General features: G+C 71.1%; 19 protein-coding genes and 1 pseudogene. 9 read left to right on the top strand and 11 right to left on the bottom strand.

Going from position 1 to position 19,260, the window contains the following annotated elements:
• Positions 1-76: 76 nt before the first annotated feature.
• The 5 genes from ACWGIS_RS13555 to ACWGIS_RS13535 all read right to left on the bottom strand — a co-directional run bounded on the left by ACWGIS_RS13555 (position 77) and on the right by ACWGIS_RS13535 (position 6,005).
• Entirely contained in the window at positions 77-1,036 is a 960-nt protein-coding gene (locus ACWGIS_RS13555) for a 4'-phosphopantetheinyl transferase family protein (RefSeq protein ID WP_453362557.1), read from the bottom strand.
• A gap of 89 nt (positions 1,037-1,125) precedes the next feature.
• Entirely contained in the window at positions 1,126-2,442 is a 1,317-nt protein-coding gene (locus ACWGIS_RS13550; RefSeq protein ID WP_453362556.1) for a hypothetical protein, read from the bottom strand.
• Positions 2,443-2,519: 77 nt separating this feature from the next.
• A complete protein-coding gene (locus tag ACWGIS_RS13545) occupies positions 2,520-3,464 on the bottom strand; it encodes an SRPBCC family protein (protein ID WP_453362555.1) in 945 nt (314 codons plus the stop codon).
• Between the two features lie 113 nt (positions 3,465-3,577).
• The gene (locus ACWGIS_RS13540; RefSeq protein WP_453362554.1) at positions 3,578-4,411 is read right to left on the bottom strand and encodes an AfsR/SARP family transcriptional regulator; all 834 of its coding nucleotides are present in this window, start codon (positions 4,409-4,411) and stop codon (positions 3,578-3,580) included.
• 1,138 nt (positions 4,412-5,549) lie between these two features.
• Positions 5,550-6,005: an ATP-binding protein gene (locus ACWGIS_RS13535; RefSeq protein ID WP_453362553.1), complete on the bottom strand. Its 456-nt coding sequence runs from the start codon at positions 6,003-6,005 to the stop codon at positions 5,550-5,552.
• 254 nt (positions 6,006-6,259) lie between these two features.
• Between ACWGIS_RS13535 and ACWGIS_RS13530 the strand changes: the two genes are divergently transcribed.
• Together ACWGIS_RS13530 and ACWGIS_RS13525 are read left to right on the top strand one after the other, a co-directional pair.
• Complete coding sequence (locus ACWGIS_RS13530; RefSeq protein WP_453362552.1) at positions 6,260-6,682, top strand: Hsp20/alpha crystallin family protein; 423 nt, start codon at positions 6,260-6,262, stop codon at positions 6,680-6,682.
• A gap of 91 nt (positions 6,683-6,773) precedes the next feature.
• Positions 6,774-7,169 carry a DUF2267 domain-containing protein gene (locus ACWGIS_RS13525; RefSeq protein ID WP_453362551.1) on the top strand — a complete coding sequence of 132 codons (396 nt, stop codon included), beginning with the start codon at positions 6,774-6,776 and terminating at the stop codon, positions 7,167-7,169.
• Positions 7,170-7,471: 302 nt separating this feature from the next.
• Here ACWGIS_RS13525 and ACWGIS_RS13520 read toward each other — a convergent pair whose 3' ends face one another.
• The 4 genes from ACWGIS_RS13520 to map all read right to left on the bottom strand — a co-directional run bounded on the left by ACWGIS_RS13520 (position 7,472) and on the right by map (position 11,369).
• Positions 7,472-8,893, bottom strand: a complete 1,422-nt coding sequence (locus ACWGIS_RS13520; protein WP_453362550.1) for an FG-GAP-like repeat-containing protein — start codon at positions 8,891-8,893, stop codon at positions 7,472-7,474.
• A gap of 191 nt (positions 8,894-9,084) precedes the next feature.
• Entirely contained in the window at positions 9,085-9,618 is a 534-nt protein-coding gene (locus tag ACWGIS_RS13515; protein ID WP_453362549.1) for a cupin domain-containing protein, read from the bottom strand.
• Positions 9,619-9,913: 295 nt separating this feature from the next.
• Positions 9,914-10,180 (bottom strand): hypothetical protein, encoded by a 267-nt coding sequence (locus tag ACWGIS_RS13510; protein WP_453362548.1) that lies wholly within the window; start codon positions 10,178-10,180, stop codon positions 9,914-9,916.
• Between the two features lie 421 nt (positions 10,181-10,601).
• Positions 10,602-11,369 carry a type I methionyl aminopeptidase gene (gene map / locus ACWGIS_RS13505; protein WP_453362547.1) on the bottom strand — a complete coding sequence of 256 codons (768 nt, stop codon included), beginning with the start codon at positions 11,367-11,369 and terminating at the stop codon, positions 10,602-10,604.
• A gap of 62 nt (positions 11,370-11,431) precedes the next feature.
• Here map and ACWGIS_RS13500 point away from each other — a divergent pair, with 62 nt between their 5' ends.
• Positions 11,432-11,707: a helix-turn-helix domain-containing protein gene (locus tag ACWGIS_RS13500; RefSeq protein ID WP_453362546.1), complete on the top strand. Its 276-nt coding sequence runs from the start codon at positions 11,432-11,434 to the stop codon at positions 11,705-11,707.
• 215 nt (positions 11,708-11,922) lie between these two features.
• Here ACWGIS_RS13500 and ACWGIS_RS13495 read toward each other — a convergent pair whose 3' ends face one another.
• Positions 11,923-12,639: a hypothetical protein gene (locus ACWGIS_RS13495; protein ID WP_453362545.1), complete on the bottom strand. Its 717-nt coding sequence runs from the start codon at positions 12,637-12,639 to the stop codon at positions 11,923-11,925.
• 309 nt (positions 12,640-12,948) lie between these two features.
• Here ACWGIS_RS13495 and ACWGIS_RS13490 point away from each other — a divergent pair, with 309 nt between their 5' ends.
• The 3 genes and pseudogenes from ACWGIS_RS13490 (at position 12,949) to ACWGIS_RS13480 (ending at position 14,216) form a co-directional block, all read left to right on the top strand.
• Positions 12,949-13,491, top strand: a complete 543-nt coding sequence (locus tag ACWGIS_RS13490) for a GNAT family N-acetyltransferase (protein ID WP_453362544.1) — start codon at positions 12,949-12,951, stop codon at positions 13,489-13,491.
• A gap of 112 nt (positions 13,492-13,603) precedes the next feature.
• A pseudogene (locus ACWGIS_RS13485) lies at positions 13,604-13,720 on the top strand (phytoene dehydrogenase); the annotation flags it as partial.
• A 340-nt stretch (positions 13,721-14,060) separates the two neighbouring features.
• On the top strand, positions 14,061-14,216 hold the full coding sequence (locus tag ACWGIS_RS13480; protein WP_453362543.1) for a DUF6131 family protein: 156 nt from the start codon (positions 14,061-14,063) through the stop codon (positions 14,214-14,216).
• Between the two features lie 243 nt (positions 14,217-14,459).
• Here ACWGIS_RS13480 and ACWGIS_RS13475 read toward each other — a convergent pair whose 3' ends face one another.
• Positions 14,460-15,380 (bottom strand): NADP-dependent oxidoreductase, encoded by a 921-nt coding sequence (locus ACWGIS_RS13475; RefSeq protein ID WP_453362542.1) that lies wholly within the window; start codon positions 15,378-15,380, stop codon positions 14,460-14,462.
• A 649-nt stretch (positions 15,381-16,029) separates the two neighbouring features.
• On the opposite strand from ACWGIS_RS13475, the gene ACWGIS_RS13470 reads away from it, so the two are divergent.
• The 3 genes from ACWGIS_RS13470 to ACWGIS_RS13460 all read left to right on the top strand — a co-directional run bounded on the left by ACWGIS_RS13470 (position 16,030) and on the right by ACWGIS_RS13460 (position 19,160).
• The gene (locus ACWGIS_RS13470) at positions 16,030-16,824 is read left to right on the top strand and encodes a PIG-L deacetylase family protein (protein ID WP_453362541.1); all 795 of its coding nucleotides are present in this window, start codon (positions 16,030-16,032) and stop codon (positions 16,822-16,824) included.
• Positions 16,825-16,981: 157 nt separating this feature from the next.
• Positions 16,982-18,031: a hypothetical protein gene (locus ACWGIS_RS13465; protein ID WP_453362540.1), complete on the top strand. Its 1,050-nt coding sequence runs from the start codon at positions 16,982-16,984 to the stop codon at positions 18,029-18,031.
• 1 nt (position 18,032) lies between these two features.
• A complete protein-coding gene (locus tag ACWGIS_RS13460; protein WP_453362539.1) occupies positions 18,033-19,160 on the top strand; it encodes a hypothetical protein in 1,128 nt (375 codons plus the stop codon).
• Positions 19,161-19,260: the final 100 nt, after the last annotated feature.

Below are 19,260 nucleotides of genomic sequence, written 5' to 3'. Positions count from 1 at the left end.
TCGGGTCCATTGGCGAACCGTTTCGGCACGGTGCGTTGCCACGGGACTCCAACAAGCCGCCTCCCGGCCCCGGCGCTCACTGCCGACGGGGACTCCGACGCCCCGGGAAGTCGATGATCGTCACGTCCGACACTGGTGAGGACTCCCGGCCCCGCGCTGACGCCGAGGCGGCCCCGGACGCCGATGCGGATGCCGACATGGATCCTGACGCCGGTGCGGGAGCGGATGCCGGTGTGGACACGGACGCGGATGCCGGCGAGGCGGCTGCTGGTGTGGACACGGACGCGGATGCCGGCGAGGCGGCTGCTGGTGTGGGCACGGATGCGGATGCCGGCGTGGGTGCGGAAGTCTGCGGCCCGTATCGCGGTGCCGTGCTCCGGCAGTGCGCCTCGCTCACGAAGAAGCGGCCCTGGACCAGGTGCGTGGTGAAGGTCCACTCCCCGTCCGCGTCCCCGACGAGACGTGCGCCGCCCGTCGCGTCCCAGGCGAAACCGACCGCCGAGAACCGACGCCGCATGCCGTGGCCCAGCGCTTTGGTGTACGCCTCCTTCAGTGTCCACAGCCGCAGGAACCGCTCCGTACACTCCGTTTCGGGCAGAGCGGCGAGCAGTTCGCCCTCCTCGGCGGTGCACACGTGCTCACGCAGCGCCTCGAAGGAGATACGGCGGCCTACGGGTTCGGCGTCCACGCCGATGGGCCCGCTGCGGCTGACTCCGACGACGATCAGCTCACCGGTGTGGGTGAGGCTGACCTCCAGGTCCGCACCGAGTCCGCGCAGCACGGGCCGCCCGCCCGGCAGGTAGGCCAGGTCGAGCCGGTCCGCCGGTACCTGCAGTGCCGCGGCGGCCGTGTACTTGACGACCGCCCGCGAGACGGCGAGGCTCATCCGGCCCGCAGCTGCCGGGTGTTGCCGGTAGCGGGACCAGTCGCGGCCCAGCAGTGTGCGCAGTCCGGGGTCCAGCAGCACAGGTGTCAGCCACTGGCCCCAGGTGGCGTGCACCACCGCACGGCCCGTCTCCTCGACCCGTTCCTGCACCTCCTCCCACGGCCCGTCCGGCCCGGGAGCATGGCAAGGCGGCGACGCCGGTGCCGTGATGACGACGGGGCGAGGCTCCCGGGGCGCGCTCACCATGTCGTCCTCGTCGCATACAGGTCGCAGTCCACACGGCCGCCCGCGCGCCGGACCAGCTCGTCCCACACGCCGGACGAGGTCTCGGGCTTCTGGCCGGGCAGCGGCAGGGCGAGACGCCTACTGATCCGGCCCAGCGCCAGGAGCGCCCAGTCGGCTTCGCCGAGAAAGGCCGGATCCGTCCCGGCCGCCGCGTCCCACACGCCCAACACGGCGACGGCGAGGGCCAGAAGAGCCTGACGGTCCGCGAGCGCCCGCGCCTCAGGGTCGGCGGGGTCGTGAACAGCGTCGGCCGCGCAGGCGAGTTGCAGCGCACGCTGCTCGGCGAGCAGTGTGCGGACGAGGCGGGACAGCCCGGCGGCGCCGGGGCGGCTGTCGTCGGCGAGTCGTTCGTCGGCCGCCTCCAGCGTCGCGGCGAGGGTTCTGGGGCTGCAGCCGCCAGGTGGCACGTCCCGGACGCCCTCGGTGATCGTGAACAGCCCGACGGCGCCCGGGACTTGAACCGGCCGAGGGGTGCCCGCCGCGCTCAACGTGCGCACGACACGGGCCTGGGCGTCACGTGCGGACGCCCAGTCGGCTCCGGCGAACGTCTTGTCCCGCTGGATCCTGGCCAGCGTGCGCCGTTCAAGGGTGTCCGCGCCGAACCCGCACTCGTTCAGGACCAGTTCGAGATCGCCGAGCAGCTCGTCGAGCAGCTGAGGCACGAGGTAGCCCACGACGTCGGCGAGCCACTGCCCGACCTGGGCCGAGTCCGGTCCGTCCGTGCTTGGAGTCCGTTGCGCGCAGGAGCGCAGGGCCACGGCCGTCAAGGACTCGCAGGCAAGCAGGTCGGCGAAGGCCGAGGCGAGGACCGGCCGCCACTGCCCGGCACCGGGTTCGTAACCGCCCAGGCCGTCCACGATGCGGGTGGCCCCGCGCAGGACCCCCGCCGCCGAGGCGAGCAGCGCTGCCGGCCCGAGCAGCGGCACCGTCGGCGGTGGGACGGGAGCGTTCAGAAGCGGACCCGTGGTCCAGGCTCGCGCGAGGGCCAGATCCCGGCGCAGGAGCGGGCGCAGGGCGCGAGCGATCTGCCACGGGGCCGCCCGCACCTGCATGTCGTCGGGCAGACGGTTCGGCGGGGCGGGCAGGGCGCCGTGTCCCGCGGCCCACAGGGCGGCGCGACCGTAGGGGTTGGTGCGGTCCCGTGGATCACCCAGCAGCGCCTCAAGGTGCGCCGCGTACCGCGCCGCACCGAATGCGTCGTCCGCCGGGCCGGCGAGGGTCCGCGACGCGAGGTGCCGGTCGGTACCCGTAAGCGGCCGGGTCTGGACCATCGCGGACCTCCTCGTCGTCGTGTCTGCGCTCGCTTTCGTGTCTGCGCTCGCTCTGCTCGTCGGTTCCACGGCGGTGTTCATCGCAGTCGGCGTACGGCGCTCTCGGCATGCCAGCGCGCCAGGTCGAGGGCCTCGGTGCTCGACCGGCCCAGCCATTCGCGCACGTAGCGACGAGCGTCCACGAGCAGGGCGTCCTCACCCAGGACGGACCGGACCGCGCTCTCGTCGAGCATCACCTGATGGCCGGAGACGACCCGCACTCCGCTCTCGTCCGGCTCCAGGGACCACTCCCCCCAGTGCGCGGCGACGAGATCCGGCGTCACGGTGTCCTTGTGGACGATTCGTCCGGCGGCCGGGAAGCACAACCGCACGGACTCCGACACCCGTGCGTCCCCCGTCTCGGGGGCGAAGGTGTGCAGGACTGTCAGCTGTACGCCCGGCTGGTCCTCGGTGACGTCGGCCCGCTCGACGTCCGGCACCAGGTCGACCCAGTCCTTGACGCGGTAGAGGAAGTCGTAGACCAGCTCCGCGGAGCCGAGGACGTAGACGCTGTCCTCGAAGGACAGCAGCAGTTCGTCCAGTCGGTCCCACCGCTCGGCCGCCTCGCGGAGCGCGGCCAACTCGTCCGCCACGTCCGCCCGGAGCACCTCGATTTCGCCCCCGAATTCGCGCGGGCGCTCCTGGCGCAGGGTCAGCAGGCACCGGTCGACGCTCTCGGACGCCACGCTCCAGGAACCGGACGTCGGCGAGTCGGGCAGCAGGTCGTCGCGCGTCTCGAAGTCGATTCGGCGTTCAACGGGCGCCAGTTCACGCCGGGCCAGCCCGGAACGCACCTCGCCGTACCGCAGGTACCACAGGCGCAGGCTCTCCTGCGCGCCGTCGAAGCCCAGGCGTTCCACGTGGACGAAGGGGGCCAGCAGGACCGGCCAGCGCGGGGCGTCGGCGAGCATGCCGTACACGACGTCGGCGGGCGCCGCGACCGGGACGGTCTGCTCGGCGACACACACTGACTGCGACGGCATGCGCGACCCCTTCCTCCAGATGCGCCCAACGCTGCACGACCAGACCTGAGCGGTGCTCGATTCCTGGCGGAGAAGTCTCAAAACGACCCGTGCCGAGGTCAGGTGACGTTGCGTCAGCCCACCGGGACAACGGAGGCGTTCGTCGTGGGGCGCCCGGGCAGCGTGCGGGGACCGGACATCAGCATGGAGCGCTGCAACTTGGCCAGCGTCGACGACGGTTCCAGACCCATGGTGCGTACGAGGGTGGCCCGCAACCGCTGATAGGCGTCCAGCGCCTCGCCTCGGCGGCCCGAACGGTAGAGCGCCAGCATGAACTGGCCGCACAGGCTCTCGTGCGTCGGGTGTTGACCGACCAGCACGGTCAGTTCGGCGAGCAGCTCACGGTGCCGGCCGAGCCGCAGGTCCGCGTCGACTCGCTGGTCCAGGGCACACAGCCGGCTCTCCTCCAGCCGCCTGACCTCGGTTTGCAGTTGGGGGCCCACCCGGACTCCGGCCAGTGCCGGACCGGTCCACAGGTCGAGAGCCTCGCGCAGCAGCCTGGCGGCCCGGGGCCCGTCCCCGGCGTCCATGGCACGGTAGCCGCAACCGGCGAGGCGTTCGAACTCCTTCACGTCGCTGGTGCCGTCGTCCTCCTTGAGCAGATAACCGCCGGGGACGGTGAGCAGGACGTCCTTGGCCGGGCGGCGCTGCTCGGCACTGTCGCCCGGGCTCTTCTCCAGGGCGGCGCTGATGAGTTCGCGAAGTTGCAGGATGTAGGTCTGCAGGGTCGCGCGGGCACTGCGCGGGGGCCTGGCCCCCCACAGTTCCTCCGTCAGGGCGCTCACCGGAACGACCTGACCGGCCCGCAGCGCCAGAAGCGCGAGCACCTGGCGCGGTTTGGGCGCCGTCGGCGTGATGGGTATGCCGTTGAGTCGTACGGCGAGTGTCCCGAGTATTTCGATGTCCACGCGTCCCCCTGCGGTCTGGTGGAGCTCGAGTGCTTCCCCAGCACCGCGAGTAAAAAACAGCACGCGCGGTATGTCAATACCGTACCGGCTGCCCTGTTTCCCGTCGAGAGGGACTCCAGGGGTACGCGAGCGCGACGAATTGCACCGAAGGCCACCTTCGTCCCGCTGAAGCTGCGTGGAAGTGGACCGGAACAGGCGACACGCGGTCTCTTTTCACGAAGGACCTGACCAGGGCATCCTCCCGCGTGCGCAGCCACGGCACGTCGGTAGCGGAGGACGAGGCGGGTCGTGCGCCCTCCATGCGGTGGGGGCGCACTTCTGGCGGGCGGAGCATGGCAGGACGGGTCGGTCGCGCGCAGAGGCTCGAAGGCGACGTGGGCTCCGTCCAGCGTGGCGGCAGGTTTCCCGGGCCGGCCGACTAGCCCGCGTACCGAGGGGTATTGGCGTTCTCACGCCAGCGTGGGAACAGGACGGCAGCCTGGTTCGGTTCCGGGCCAGGCGGAGGCGTAGGCGATTCGGTTCGCGATGCCCACGGCGGCCAGAACTCTCAGCGCGGCGAACGTGCCCGTTGACCGGCATGGCCTGCTGCCGGTCACCGTGGTTCCCCCTCAGGGCATAGCGCCGCCAGCACAGGGAAAACACGTTTCCATGCAGACAGGCATCCGAGAGGGACGCATCGGCCGCCAGAGAAAGCACAGTTGAGGTGGTCCGCAGACACAAGGGGGCCTACCGTGACCTCGTACGTGGATACGAGGTCCTCATCGATGGCCGCATGGTGGGGACAGTCCGTCGCGGACAGCGCGCCCGCTACGACGTCGCCCCCGGTCCTCACACGGTCCGGATGCGGATCGACTGGTGCTCAAGCCCCGACGTCGAGATCACTGTGGAGGCGGGGGAATCGGTCACGCTGGTCTGTGAGCCGAACGGTTCCGCCGCTCGCGGGATGTCGCAGATGTTGGTCTCTCCCCGCGAATACATCCGACTGCGGCTGGACGATTCACCCTCGGCCTAGTTGGCGTCGCGCCACAGCTGCACGCCTCGTTTGCCATCCGTCGTCGCGCACTGCCAACATCGACGACTTGCGGCACGCATCGCAACCTGAAACTGCCCGCGCCTGATGGCCAGGCCGCTCCGGACGCTACTGCCGTCCGTGCGGCGTGACCGGAGTCCGGTCCTGCGCGCTTCTGGCCGGGGCCGGCACGTGGGGAGCCCACACGGTGATCCGGATCGTGGTGCCGATGCCGGGGGTGCTGTCGATGGCGAACTCGTGGACGAGACGTCTGGCGCCACTGAGCCCGAGACCCAGGCCGCCGCCGGAGGTGTACGCGTCGGACAGCGCCTGCTCGACACCGGCCATGCCGGGTCCGCGGTCGGTGAAGACGACCCGCACTCCCCATCTGCCAGCGGCTTCCTCGTAGGCGATCTCCGCCTCCCCGCCGCCTCCGTGGATGAGGGTGTTGCGCGCGAGCTCACTGGCGGCGGTGACCAGCTTGGTCTGTGCCACCAGGCCCAGGCCCAGATCGGCGGCGGCCCGGCGCACATGCCGGCGCACCCGCGCCAGCGCACCCTCCGTGCAGGGTGTTTCACTACACATTTCTTGTCGTACGACAACTTTAGCCGGTAGGCGGCTTCGCGAACACCAAATCCCGGCAAGGACGCGGAGCGGCCCGAGCACCTTCCGGCCGGCTCCGTCAGGACAGCACTCCAGTCACCCGTAGCACTCTTTGGCGGGCGTCTGACCTGCGAGATCGACGTAACTGAGTCCCCCCTTGTCAAGTTTCATGACGCGAGGTATATAGGTGATGTCGTCTCATGCGCATCCTGTCTGCGGAGAGGAGTTGACCCACGATGCTCATGCGAACCGACCCCTTCCGGGAGCTCGACCGGCTCACCCAGCAGGTGCTGGGGACCGTCGCGAAGCCGGCGGCCATGCCGATGGACGCCTTCCGCGTCGGTGACACCTTCGTCGTCGAACTGGACCTGCCCGGCGTGGCCCCCGAGAGCATCGACCTGGACGTGGAACGCAACATCCTGACCGTCAGGGCCGAACGCCGGCCGAGCGCCGAGGAGAACGCCGAGGTCGTGGTCACGGAACGGCCCGCCGGGACCTTCAGCCGCCAGCTGTTCCTCGGCGAGACCCTGGACACCGAACGCATCGACGCCTCGTACGAAGCCGGTGTCCTGCGGCTGACGATCCCGGTCGCCGAACAGGCCAAGCCTCGCAAGATCATCATCAGTGGCGGCGACGCGCGCAAGCAGATCAGCGGCTGAGACCGCCACACGCGGCGGGTGGGAGCCGCACCGAGGGCTTGCGGGCTCCCACCCGTACGAAGCCCGCTCGGAGCGCTACTCGGAGGCTGTCATGCGTATGCACTGGAGCGCGTTCCTCGCCGCGGTGCAAGAGCGCGGCCAATACCCTTCCCCGCAAGAAGCCGAACGAGCGGCCCGTGTCGTTCTGGCCCTCCTCGGCGCGCACCTGGTGGGCGAGGTGCGGGCCGAACTGGCCGCCCGCCTCCCCGAGACGCTGGCGCTCATTCTCCTCAACCCGCTCCGGGCCCACGAGCCCCTGTCTCCGGAACGGTTCATCCGGGCCACCTCCGCCTGGATAGAAGGCGCCTCGGAAAGGAGCGCTGCATGGGACGTGAGCGCCGTCCTCAGCGTCGTCGCCGACGTAGCGGGCGACGCCCTGACCAACCAGCTCCTCCTCCAGCTTCCGCCCGGCTACGACCTCCTCTTCGGCCGCCTCCGGACGAGGTGAACGTCATGCGCACCGCCTGAGGACGGCACTGGTCACCTGCCCGGGTACGAAGTCCTGCACGTCGTGCGGGGAAGCGGCCAGGCGGTTCGCGTGGAAGGCGCTGGGAGCGCCCCCCGTGCGCGATTGCTCAACGCCTCGGCAGACAGGCCGTGTTGTCGATGGCCACCGCCGACGATGGCCCCGAGCCGCCCTCGTCACCGGCGGCAGGCAGCCGACCGAAGGCCCTACCCGGGAGGTCACGGAGACGCCCGGGCAGAGAGACGCAACGTACCCGGGACGCCACGGGACCGCCGCCGGCCGGATCAGCGGCCGAAGGTGTCCGCGAACCTGCGCCCCTCGACGACCGGGTAGTCGAAGTCCGTCGCGTTGAAGGCCGTGGCGTAGGTGCTCGTCAGCCCCGTGGTCGCTCCGCGCAGGACCCAGGCGGCGCCGTCGTCGTATCCGTTGGGCAGGACGTCCTCGCCGAACGCGCCGACCGCGAGGTCCGCGCGGCCGTTGCCGTTGATGTCACGCAGCCGCAGCGAGGAGCCGAAGTGGTCGCCCGCCTCGGCCGCGCCCGGCACGCCCGAAGTGGCCTGGTGGAAGGACTGTGCGCCGCTCGTGGTCAGACCGCCCGAACCACCCTTCAGGAACGCGATGTTGCCGACGTTGCGGTGGCCGTCCACGTCCTCGTACGAGGCGCCGACCGCCACGTCCGCGCGCCCGTCACCGGTCGCGTCCCCCACCGCCACCGCCGCACCGAAGTTGTCGTACGCCTCGTCGGTGCCCGGGACGCCCGCGGTGGCCTGGGTGTAGGTCGTGCCCGCGACCGGCAGTCCGCTCGCCGTGCCGTACCTGACCGTGAACGAACCACCCTGCGAGACCGCCGTGTTACCGGTGACCAGGTCGTCGTACCCGTCGCCGTTGATGTCCCCGCCGGCCACAGCCGGTGCCCAGGTCGCGCCCTGCGAGGCGGTGCCTTGGGCCAGTACCGAGTAGGAGCGGCCGAGGTCGCCGGGGCCGCCACGCAGGAGACCGACGTAGTTGCCGGTTCCGCTGTTCTCGCTCACCTTCCGGCCGTGCAGCACGAAGTCGCTGCCGTCCGTGCCGGAGAAGTGTCCCGCGACGACACCGTCCAGGATGACGTCCTCGGGCAGGAAACCGACCTCCGGGGCCAGCGCCCCGTCCTGGGTCGGCTTCCCGTCGGCGTACCACCAGAAGCTGCGGGCGCCGACAACGACCAGGTTGCCGGTGCCGTCGCCGTCGAGGTCGGCGAAGGCGGTGCCCTCGCCGAAGGAGAAGCCGTCTCCGGTCGGGGCGGTGAGCGATATGCCGCCGGAGGTGAAGGGGTTCGGTCCACCCCACACGACGGTGACCGAGCCGCGCGGCTTGCCGGTCACCTCCTCGGCGGGCGCACCCACGATCAGGTCGGCGTAGCCGTCGCCGTCGACATCGCCGCTGGTGACGTTCTCGCCGAACTTGTCCTCGGACTCGGAGGTACCGGGTACTCCCGGCGTGTTCTGCGTGATGTTCACCGAGCGCGCGGGGCTGACGCCGGAAGCCGAGCCGAACAGGACGGTGACCGTGCCTCCGCCGGCCTTCGGAGTACCGATGGCCAGGTCCCGGTAGCCGTCTCCGTTGAAGTCGTCCGCGAGCGCGGAGGGGGCCGCGAAGGCCACCGGGGCGCCGAGCCCGGCGACGGCGAGGACGGCAGCCGTGGCAGCGGCCAGAGTACGTGCGCGCAAAGTGATGCTCCCTGTTCGTGTCCCGAAACCGATGACGGCATCGGCTTCGGTGGTCTACGACCACCAAGGTGGACAAAGGGTTGTACGCGCGGGAAGGCAGGATGAACGGCCCGATGGGAGAACGAGCACTTGCGGCGAGCGTTGGAGGCCCGACCGTCACGACCTACGGCGCTCGGTCCCTTCCCCGCTCCTCACGTGCTGCGTCCGCCCGGGCCGGACTCCGGCGGGGACGGCTGGGAGCGGTCCGGTCCCACCGGGAAGGAACGGGTGCGGTAGCGGCTGCGGAACTCCGCCAGCAAGGCGTCGGTGACTTCGGCTCCGGCACTCACGGCGGCGTGGACCTCGCGGAAGTAGTCCTCGTATCCGGCGGGGGTGTAGAGGCAGAGGGCCCGCACGGGGGACGGACCCGCGTTGCGGAACCCGTGCGGGGTGCCGCGCGTGGCGGCGAGCAGGTGACCGGGACCGAGGGTCTCCTCCCCGTCTCCGGTGTGCAGCGTCAACTCGCCTTCCAGGACGTAGAAGTACTCGTCGTGGCCGTCGTGTACGTGGGGCCTGGCGCCGATGGTTCCCGGGGCGAGGCGGAACTCCTCGAAGGCGAAGTGTCCGCCCGTGTGCTCGCCGGTGAGCCGGAAGAAGTGGGCGACGCCCGCGACGTCGATGAGCTCTCCGTCCTCGGGACGGCGCAGCAGCGGACGGGCTGGATCGTGGTCGTCGTGAATTGTCACCGGGACATTGTGACGTGGCGCCGACGGCTCATGCGGCCCGGTCGCGCTGGGCCCGCCACCACAGCGCTGGACGCTGTGTCCCAGCCCATGGTGGCGCGGTCATGGGCCGAAGGCGAATGACGGCTTGGTTGACAACCGCGTTAGCAGTCACCGGTGTTGGGACCGAGGGATCGCCACTCCACCGGTCGCGACGGTGCCGCTCAGCGTGCGAACGGCACCGGGTCAGTCGAGTGAGGTGACGAGTGCGGTCCCGGCAGGCCGCGAAGGCACGGTCTGCCGGGAACTCGCGCACTGGTCAGTCGTCCCGCTTCGGCAGCGGCGAGTAGCGACTCGCCCCCGGGGACCGGCCCTCCGGCGGGTACTCGCAGTCGAGGCTGGACACCTCGTAGTCGTCGCCCTCGCTCTCGTCCTGGTCGACGACCACCGCCGCTGTGCAGACGCGTCCGTGCTCGTCGGTGAACGTGACGATCTCGGTGTAGTCGGTCGGAGTACCGCAACCCGCGAGCAGCAGTGCCGCGGATCCGGCCGCCACCGCCAGGCCGACCCCACGCAGCCGTTTCATCCCTTGCCCCCTCCGAGATGGCTTCCCTGTCCCCACCAAGACGGCTGCGCAGTGCGACTCGGTTGCTGCAACTGGCGTGCCACAGAAGCCGGTTGACAGGTTCCGAGGGCGAAGGTGAATACCACTTGGTCGACGTGCGGCGACTACGGAAAGGCCGCGTTGACGGCGCCTCTGCCGGTTTCACCGCCGTCGACGTACAGGTTGGCTCCGAGGAGGAAGCTGCTCCTGCTCGGCTGCGAGGAACGCCACCACGTCGGCGATCCCGTCCGGGCACCCAGCCGGCCGAGCGGGGTGCCCGCGGCGAACGCGCGCCGGCTCCGAGAACCTGCTTTCCGCCTACCCCCAGGTCGGCTGTAGCGGCCGCATCCGCGACCGCTCTCCGGAGCCGGGCGGGGAGTCGCTGACGCGCGCCGACCGCCAGTCAGGGCAGGGTGAGGATGCGGGGGCCGTCCTCGGTGACGGCGATGGTGTGCTCGAAGTGCGCGGCCCGGCTGCCGTCGATCGTGCGCAGGGTCCATCCGTCTCGGTCGGTGCGGTAGTCGTTGTGCCCTCCGGCCATCAGCATGGGTTCGATGGCCAGGGTGAGGCCGTGGCGCATGGGGAAGCCGCGACCCGGTCGCCCGCGGTTGGGGACGTGGGGGTCCTCGTGCATCTGGCGGCCGATGCCGTGGCCGCCGAAGTCGGACGGCATGCCGCAGCCCGCCTTGCGCGCGACCGTGCTGATGGCATGGGAGATGTCACCGATGCGATGGCCGACCGTGGCGGCGGCGATGCCGGCGTCCAGGGCCTGCTGGGTGGCCGCGATGAGTTCGAGGTCGACGGGCCGGGGCGTGCCGACGACGAAGCTGATCGCGGCGTCGCCCGTCCACCCGTCGAGTTCGGCTCCGCAGTCGATGCTGACCAGGTCTCCGTCGCGTAGGCGGTAGTCGCCCGGGATGCCGTGCGCGACGGCATCGTTGACCGACGCGCAGATCACGGCGGGGAAGGGGATCGGCGCGAAGGAGGGCTGGTAGCCGAGGAACGGGGAGCGCGCTCCGGCCTTCGTGAGTACGGTGCGGGCGGCCTCGTCGAGCTCGCGCATGCGGACGCCCACGGCCGCCGCGTCGCGGGAGGCCGCGAGTGCCTGGGCCACGACGCGCCCCGCCTCCCGCATCGCCTCCAGTGCCGTGTCGGTCTTGATCTCCACCATGTGCTGCGACTCCTCGCGATGCGGCGTTGCCCAATACTTATACCGGTATTAGTATCACGGGCATGGTGAGAGTTCCTTTGAGTCCGCAGGAGCGGCTCCGCGGAGAACGCTTCGGCGCCTTGCTCCGGCAGGCCCGCGGTGACCGCAGCATGGTGGACGTGGCGGCCGCCGCCGGGGTGTCCGCCGAGACACTCCGCAAGATCGAAACCGGCCGGGCCCCCACCCCGGCCTTCTTCACCGTGGCCGCCCTGGCCCACGCCCTGCACCTGTCCCTGGACGACCTCGCCGGCGCCTGCGCGCAGGACACCGACGGCGAGGAGCAGGCGATGTCGGCCTGACCGACGGGCGCACCGCGCCGGCCCGGGTACGGGCACGCGCCCGCGTCCGGCGGGGGTGAGGACACGCCTCACGCAGCCGGTGCCCAGCCCCGCCCACAGTGACGAAAGGCCCCGATCTGCTCGGCGTGAGCAGATCGGGGCCTCTCGGGGTGTGGCCGTGCACCGCGGGAACACTCACCGCGGGTCAACGCCCGTACGCGGAAGCAGGGTTGCCGTCAGGCGGTCTTCTCCAGCTTGGCGACCTGCGCCTCCAGGACACTGGTCGGCGCCTCGGGGGCCTTTCCGCCCAGCGCGTCCATCGCGTAGATGACGACCAGCGTCGAACCGCTGCGCACGATCGTGTAGCTCATCGGGATCTTGCTGCCGTCGATGGCACCCGTCATCGAGTAGGCCACCGCTTCGTCGCCCAGGTCAGGCGCCGTGAGCGACTTGATGCCGGTGTACTGGTAGTCGGTGTGCTCGTAGGACGTGCACTTCTTGCTCTGCGTGCGCAGGTCGGCGATCACCTTCTTGGCGTCCGCCTCCTTGTGGGCGAGCAGACCCATCCGCACCAGCGTGGCGTCGGTCTTCTTCTCGTTCGTGAGGGAACGGGACACGCGTGCCGCCGCGTCCGGTTCGGTGCCGAGGAGGAACAGGTCGGCGATGGCCTGGCAGGTGGCGGGCTTCGCGGGCACGCTCACCTCCGGGATCTCGTCGTCGGGCGTGTTGCCGACGCGGTATCCCTTGACGTCCGCCTTGGTGACCGCGGCCTTCGTCAACTGCGCCTTGGTGAGGGGCTTCAGGCCTTCCTTGGCCGCGGGCGACGCCTTGACAGCAGGCTTCTTCGACCCGCTGCTCTTGTCGTCGGTGTCCTGGCCACCGCAGGCGGCCGTCGCAGTGAGCGCCGCCGCCATCCCGATACCGACCAGCACGCGACCCAGAGCTGACTTCACGTTCGTTCCCACCCTTTTGCATCCATGGGCGCATCCATGATCGCGGACCCGCCGAGCCGACATCAAAGCCCACAAGCAGCGGTCTTTGCCAGCGCGTTAAGGTCCCTTGGCGTAACGATCGGAGATCGGCGCTTTGGTTGTACGTCCCCCGAGTGGCGCTCGACACAACTACAGGCGCCACCGCGGCGAACCGGACGGACCCGCACGAGGACCAGGTACCGGTCGGCCGTCGATGCGCCACTGCCAACAGGTTCCGCGTCGTCCTTTAACCGCTTGCCGCCGATCGTCGGGGTCGGATAGGAATCTCGCATGTTGAGGGGTAGCAAGGTCGGGCTCAGGGCCCGGCACGAGGACGACGTTCCGGTCCTGCACGCCGAGCTCTACGACGACGTGGTCAACGCCTCGCGGGCCGAGAGCCGTCCGTGGCGCCCGATCACGCCCGGCGCCAAGGATCCCCGGCTCGTCGTGGACGACAACGAGCACGGGCACGTCCCGTTCTCCGTGGTGGAGCTCGAAGGCGGCACGCTGATCGGCACGGCGAATCTGTGGGGCATCGACACCCACAGCCGATCGGCGCACATCGGACTGGGCCTGCTGCCGGCCTCGCGGGGCAAGGGCTACGGCACGGACGTGGTCGCGGTGCTCTGTCACTACGGTTTCGTCGTACGCGGCCTGCACCGGCTGCAGATCGAGACGCTGGCGGACAACCCGTCGATGCTGCGCGCCGCCGAACGCAACGGCTTCGTCCGCGAAGGCGTACTGCGTTCCTCGGCCTGGGTGATGGGCGAGTTCCTCGACGAGGTGCTGCTCGGCCTGCTGGTTCGGGACTACACGCCGAACCTGGAGGACTAGGACGCGTCGCCACACCAGGCGCTACCGAGTTCTTCTCGCTCGCCGGCGTCGGGACTGCGCCGTTGTCCCCACCAGGACCCTGCTTGCCGACCGGAGTTCGTCGCGCCGCCGGCCCACGCCTGAGGGGGCCGGGGCGGCTGGGCGCATGCGGGCGCCCACGCCTGAGGGGTCGTGGGGCGGCTGGGCGCATCCGGGCGGCGGGCTGCCGCACGCGGGCATGTCGGGCGCGTGCCCTCCGCCGCGAGCCGCCGCCGACCGACGCCCACGCGGTTTCCTCGCCGGCCGCACCGCACCGCATGCTCACCGCGCCGCGATCGGCCCTTGGATCGCCCGTCGCGTACCCGGCCGATCGTGGGTCCTGACTGCCCGCCGTAGGACTCACGACTCCTGCGTGCCGATCCGAAGCATCCGGAGCCAGGAGGTCCCTCGCCGGGGGGCGCAAAGATGGTCCGCTCGCTACAAGCTGCGCCCAGTCGGGGCGGCGAATCGATTCATCGCCGCACTCAGTCAGGGTGGCGATTTTCGGGGTACACGGTAGGTAGCAGTACTACTCCGCGCAGGAGGCGGCCATGCTTCTCATCGGTGTCATTCTTCTGATCATCGGGTTCCTCACCGGCATATCGATCCTGTGGACGATCGGGATCATCCTCGCGGTCATCGGCGCGATCCTGTGGATCATGGGCTCCATGGGGCACGCGGTGGCGGGGCGCAGGCACTATTGGTGACCTGACGTAGCGAGCAGGACCTCCCCCTCGCTCCTCGGGGGCCGCGTCGGTCGTCACTGTCCCTGCGGGGGCAGAGGCGACCGACGCCGTGCGCTGTGCGGACTCCCCTCGAACCTCCGGCACCGCGCAGCGCGCCCGCCGGCCGGTACCGCAGACCAGCGTGACCGTCCTGCCGCTCACGCGAGCCCGTCGGTGTGATGCCGGTCGAGTGAGCCCGCGATCCCCTCAGTCCTCGCCATCCCCTCATCCCTCTCCCACGCGGATGATCGTCCTGCCGCCGGCACGTCGCCCGGACGCCAGTGCCTCGACTGCCTCCGCCAACGGCCGCACCTCACCCACCCGCACCTGGAGGCGTCCTACGCGAACCCGTTCCGCCAGGTCGGAGAGTTGAGCGCGATCGGGTTCCACGACGAAGAACACCGCCCGTCCGCCATCGGGCCGGACATTGGGTGGCTGGGCGATGGTGACGAGCGTGCCACCCTCCCGTACGAGCGCGGCCGAGCGGTCGAGGATGTCACCGCCGATGACGTCGAAGACGACGTCGACCTTTCCGGCGTTCTCCAAGGGCTCCGCCGCCAGGTCGAGGAAGGCGTGCGCGCCCAGGGCGAGGATGGTTCCTCGGTCGGCGGTGCGACCGGAGCCGACCACGCGGGCTCCCGCCTCCCGCGCGAGCTGCACGGCGGTCGACCCGACACCGCCTGCCGCGCCGTGGACGAGGACGGTCTGGCCGGTCGTGAGACGGGCGTGGTCGAACAGTCCCTGCCAGGCGGTCAGCCCGGAGATCACCAGCGCGGCCGCGGCCGTGTGATCGACGTCCGCCGGAAGCGGGGCGAGGTTTCTCGCCTCGACGGCGACGTATTCGGCCAGTGAACCGTCGCGGGCCCAGTCGGTGAGTCCGAACACGCGCTGGCCGACGGTGAGGCCGGTGGTTCCGTAGCCGAGGTCCGTCACGACACCCGAGACCTCGTGTCCGGGCACGCTCGGAGTGCGGTCACGTCCGGCGCGGTCGGTCCAGGTGGCGGGCCAGTCGAGCTCTCCGCGCGTGAACCCCGCGGCGCGCACCTGGACGATCACGTCGTTCTCGGCGGCATGAGGACGGGGCAGGTCGGTCAGCGTCAGCCCACTGACTCCGGCCTCCCGGTCCTGGGCGGTGATGGCGAGCATGGCCCCTTCTTCCGTCGATACGTCAGCGGCTTCTCTCTCCGCCACGTTGGCGGCGCCGACCCGATCAGGTCGGCGTGCGCCCTCCCGCCGTCCTCGCCCACTCTCAGTGTCCCGCCTGGGTGAGCCGCTCGCATCGGTCGCACAGTTTCGGCACGCGTAGGACGTCACGAGGCGCGAACCCAAGATCTGAGCCGTCCAGGACCGTGCTTTACGGTGCCTCATGGTTCGGGAAGCCGTCTGGTCGTCTCCCACAGTGCCGAGCGGACTGCGTCCTGCGCCGCCTCCTTCACGCCGTGAAGCACTCGAAAACGGACGCCCGGCCGGACCCCGGGCCGGACACTGGGACGGCGATCAACCGCCTGCCACTTCCGCGAAGACCGCCGGGCGGTCCAGGCGACGATTCCGGCATCCACCGAGGATGCTGCCTCTAGGCTCGGGCCATGGATCGTCGCTGCCGCGCAGGCGGGCCGTCCCTGGCAGATACCCGGATGACGCCCCCGGCCTCGATCCCGCCCGGCGGCCGAGCGACCCACCCCGCCGCACCCATGCCGAAGCCCTGCCCTGCCCTGCCCTGCCCTGCCCTGCCCTGCCCTGCCCTGCCCTGCCCTGCCCTGCCCTGCCCTGCCCTGCCCGCGAGAAGGGATCTCCCGTGCCAGCACCCGCACTGCCGCAACCGGAGCCACAACTCCCGTCACTGCTGGGCGTGTTCGCCCATCCGGACGACGAGAGCCTGCTGGCCGGTGGTGTACTCGCCCAGCACGCGGCCTCCGGTGCCCGTACCGCGGTCGTCACCACGACTTGGGCACCGGAGACCCCGAGGGCCGCCGAACTGGCCGATGCGCTCGCCGTCCTGGGAGCGGGTGCGCCGCGGATGCTCGGCTACGGTGACGCCCGCAACGAGGCATCGGCACCCGGACGGCCCCGGTGGTGCGACCTCGACCTGGACGAGGCCGTCACTCAAGTGGTCGTACACATCAGGCAGTTCCGCCCCATCGTCGTCGTGACGCACGATGCCGTGGGTCAGCTCACCGGCCACCCGGACCATCGGCGCACCCATCAGGTGACGCTTCTCGCGGTGGAGGCCGCCGCTCTCGCTCATCTCCACCCCGAGGCCGGACCCCCGTGTCGCGTCAGCGCCCTCTACGCCGCAACCCACCCCCACTCCGGGATCGGCGCGTTGAGGCCACTCCTGCGAGGGGTCGGCAAGACGCTGCTGAGCGTGCCGGACGAGTACGCGAGCGCGACCGTGGACGTGACGGCCTGGCTGGACCAGAAGTGGGCCGCGATCCGCTCCCATCACAGCCAATGCGCGGGCGAACGGCCGCTGCCCGCACTGCTGTCCCGCCTCGACCACGCCACCCGCGCCCAGATCCTCGGCACGGAACACTTCAGCCGGCTGCGCCCTTTCCCGGATGCCCCGGGTTTGCGACACCTGGGCCCCTGACGGGCGTTGGGCCCCGGCTTCGCTGCGCCCCCGACAGGCAACGGCCGGCAGGCCCGCTCGCCTTCCCGATCCGGGACAACTGACAGGCCGTGTTCCGTCTGTTCACTTGTGGTGGACGCCCCTAGGCTGAGCGACCCTCGCGTCCTAGGGAGGTCTCGTGAAGGGTCTCCGTGCGGTCATCGTCGCCTTCGTCCTCGCCTGTGCCGCGGTGGCGTCGCCGGCGGTGGCCGTGACACCGGGCTGGTCGCCGCTTCCCGTGCCCCCGGCCACCCCGCCGGTGACCGTGTCCGATCTCGCCGCTCGCGGGCCCGCCGAGGCGTGGGCGACCGGCTACGAGGGCGCCGCCGACGAACCGCGGCCGTTGCTGTACCGATGGGACGGCACGACGTGGAGCCGCGACACGACGTTTCCCGGCGCCGGTGAACCCGGCTGGCTCGGAAAGGTGCAGTTCGTCGGCGAGGAGATGTGGATCTTCCACAACCGCGCGGGCACCGGTGAGATCCTGCGCCGGTCAGCACAGGGCTGGGACGCCGTTCCGCTGCCGACGGCCTTGTGGACCTACCAGGACTTCGCGGCGGTGCCGGGCGCCGCGTGGGTGGTCGGCGAGGACGAGACAGGGCTCAAGGTTCTGCACTACGACGGTTCCGGCTGGACCACTCAGTCCACCCCGGACGGCGTCCTGTACCTGATGGGGGTCACCGCTCGCACCGCCACCGACGTCTGGGCATGGGCGGACACCAGCTCCGGCACCACCGTCCTGCGCTCGGACGGAGTGAGGTGGCGGGACGCCAAGGTGCCGCTGCCGCCGGACAGCAACGTCCACACGATCGTGGTCGAACCGTCCGGACGCGTCACGATCGGCGGCAGCCAGTACACCGACGGCGCGGCCCGTACGTACCTGATGACCTGGAACGGACACGCCTGGCGCACCGCGCGTCCGCCACTGGGCGACACCTCCACCGAGGCCATGGTGCGTGGCCCGGACGGCGCGCTGTGGCTGCCCGTACGCAGCGACCGCGCGTTCCAGTCGAAGTACGCGCGGGTGGACGGCCTCCGTACCACCTTCTCCTACGGTCCCGAGCGCACCAACGCCATCGACGTCAGACCACGTGCACTCGCGGCCGCCGGATCCTCCTTGCTGTCCTTCGGAACCGTCGAGGTCTACGGCTCGAAACCGAACCTGATGAGTGAGCGGCTGGGAGGCTGACATGGCGCGTCGATTCCTCGTCACGGCACTCACCGCGGCCGCGGCCGCCTTGGCGCTCCTCACTCCCGCCGCGGCCTCCGTGTCGCTCGCGGCGGAGACTCCGTCCTGGCAGCACGCTCCGGTGCCGCCGGAGGTGCGCCCGCAGGCCGGGCTGAACGAGGCCGTGGCCCTCTCACCGGACCGCGCGTGGGCGGTGGGAGCCGACGCCGTCGGCCGTGAGGCTCCGGGCTTCCCGCTGATCCTGCGCTGGAACGGAACCGCGTGGCAGCGCCAGAGCCTGCCCGGCGCCGGCTGGCAGGGAGAGCTGTTGTCGGTCGCCGCGACCTCGCCCACGTCGGTCTGGGCGGTCGGCCGTGACTCGGCGGGTGGCGCCCGCCTGCTCCGCTTCGACGGTCTCACGTGGTCGGAGAGCCGGCCGCCGCGCGGTGTCGTACTGACCAAGGCCGTCGCCGGCAGCGGTGAGACCTGGCTCATCGGTTCCCGGGACGGTGCGCAGGTGTTGCTGCGCTGGGACGGCCGGGGCTGGCGGGACGTCCCGGTGCCGCCGGGCTTCGTGCACGGCCTGCACATCCGGGCGGCCGACGACGTCTGGGCCGCGGGCTCGGCGGACTCGGGCGCGGTCGTGTCCCACTGGGACGGGCGGACGTGGCGGCAGACGGTCGTGGACGCGTTTCCGCGGTCGGCCGTGAGCAGCGTGCTCGCGGTGTCGCCGACGGAGGTCTGGGCGGGTGGCACGGCCGGATTCGTCGGCGGGCCCGTGGGGAGACCGATTCCGCCGCTCCTGGCCCGCTGGGACGGTCAGGCGTGGAGCAGGGTGCCGGTGCCCACCGACTTCGGTTCGATCACTTCACTGACTCCCACCGCGTCCGGCGGCCTGGGCTGGGTCTCGGTGGCCCGCTCGCAGAAGTGGGGTCCGCCCGGCAGCTATCCCCCGCTGGTGGCCGGGCCGGCGTTCCTCGCCCGGGACGGAGAGTCGTTCACCGCGTACCAGGAACCGGAGGTGGCCGGAGAGGGCCAGTCCTCGGCACTCCGCCTGGCACCGGTGCCCGGCACGACCACGGTGTGGTCCGTCGGCCGCGCGGACGGTCCGGAGGGCACCTTCGCACCCCGCATCCTGCGCTTCGGCTGAGAGCACGGTTGCAGCGCCGCCCGACGGCGGGGCGCCTCGCGTACGTGCGCGGTCCGTGTCCTGGGCTCCCAGGGCCCTCGGTCGGCGACGCGCGGTCCCC

This window comes from Streptomyces sp. NPDC054842, assembly GCF_053611025.1.
The sequence above is the reverse complement of the archived record's forward strand: the minus strand, read 5'-3'. Positions and strand labels throughout refer to the sequence as shown.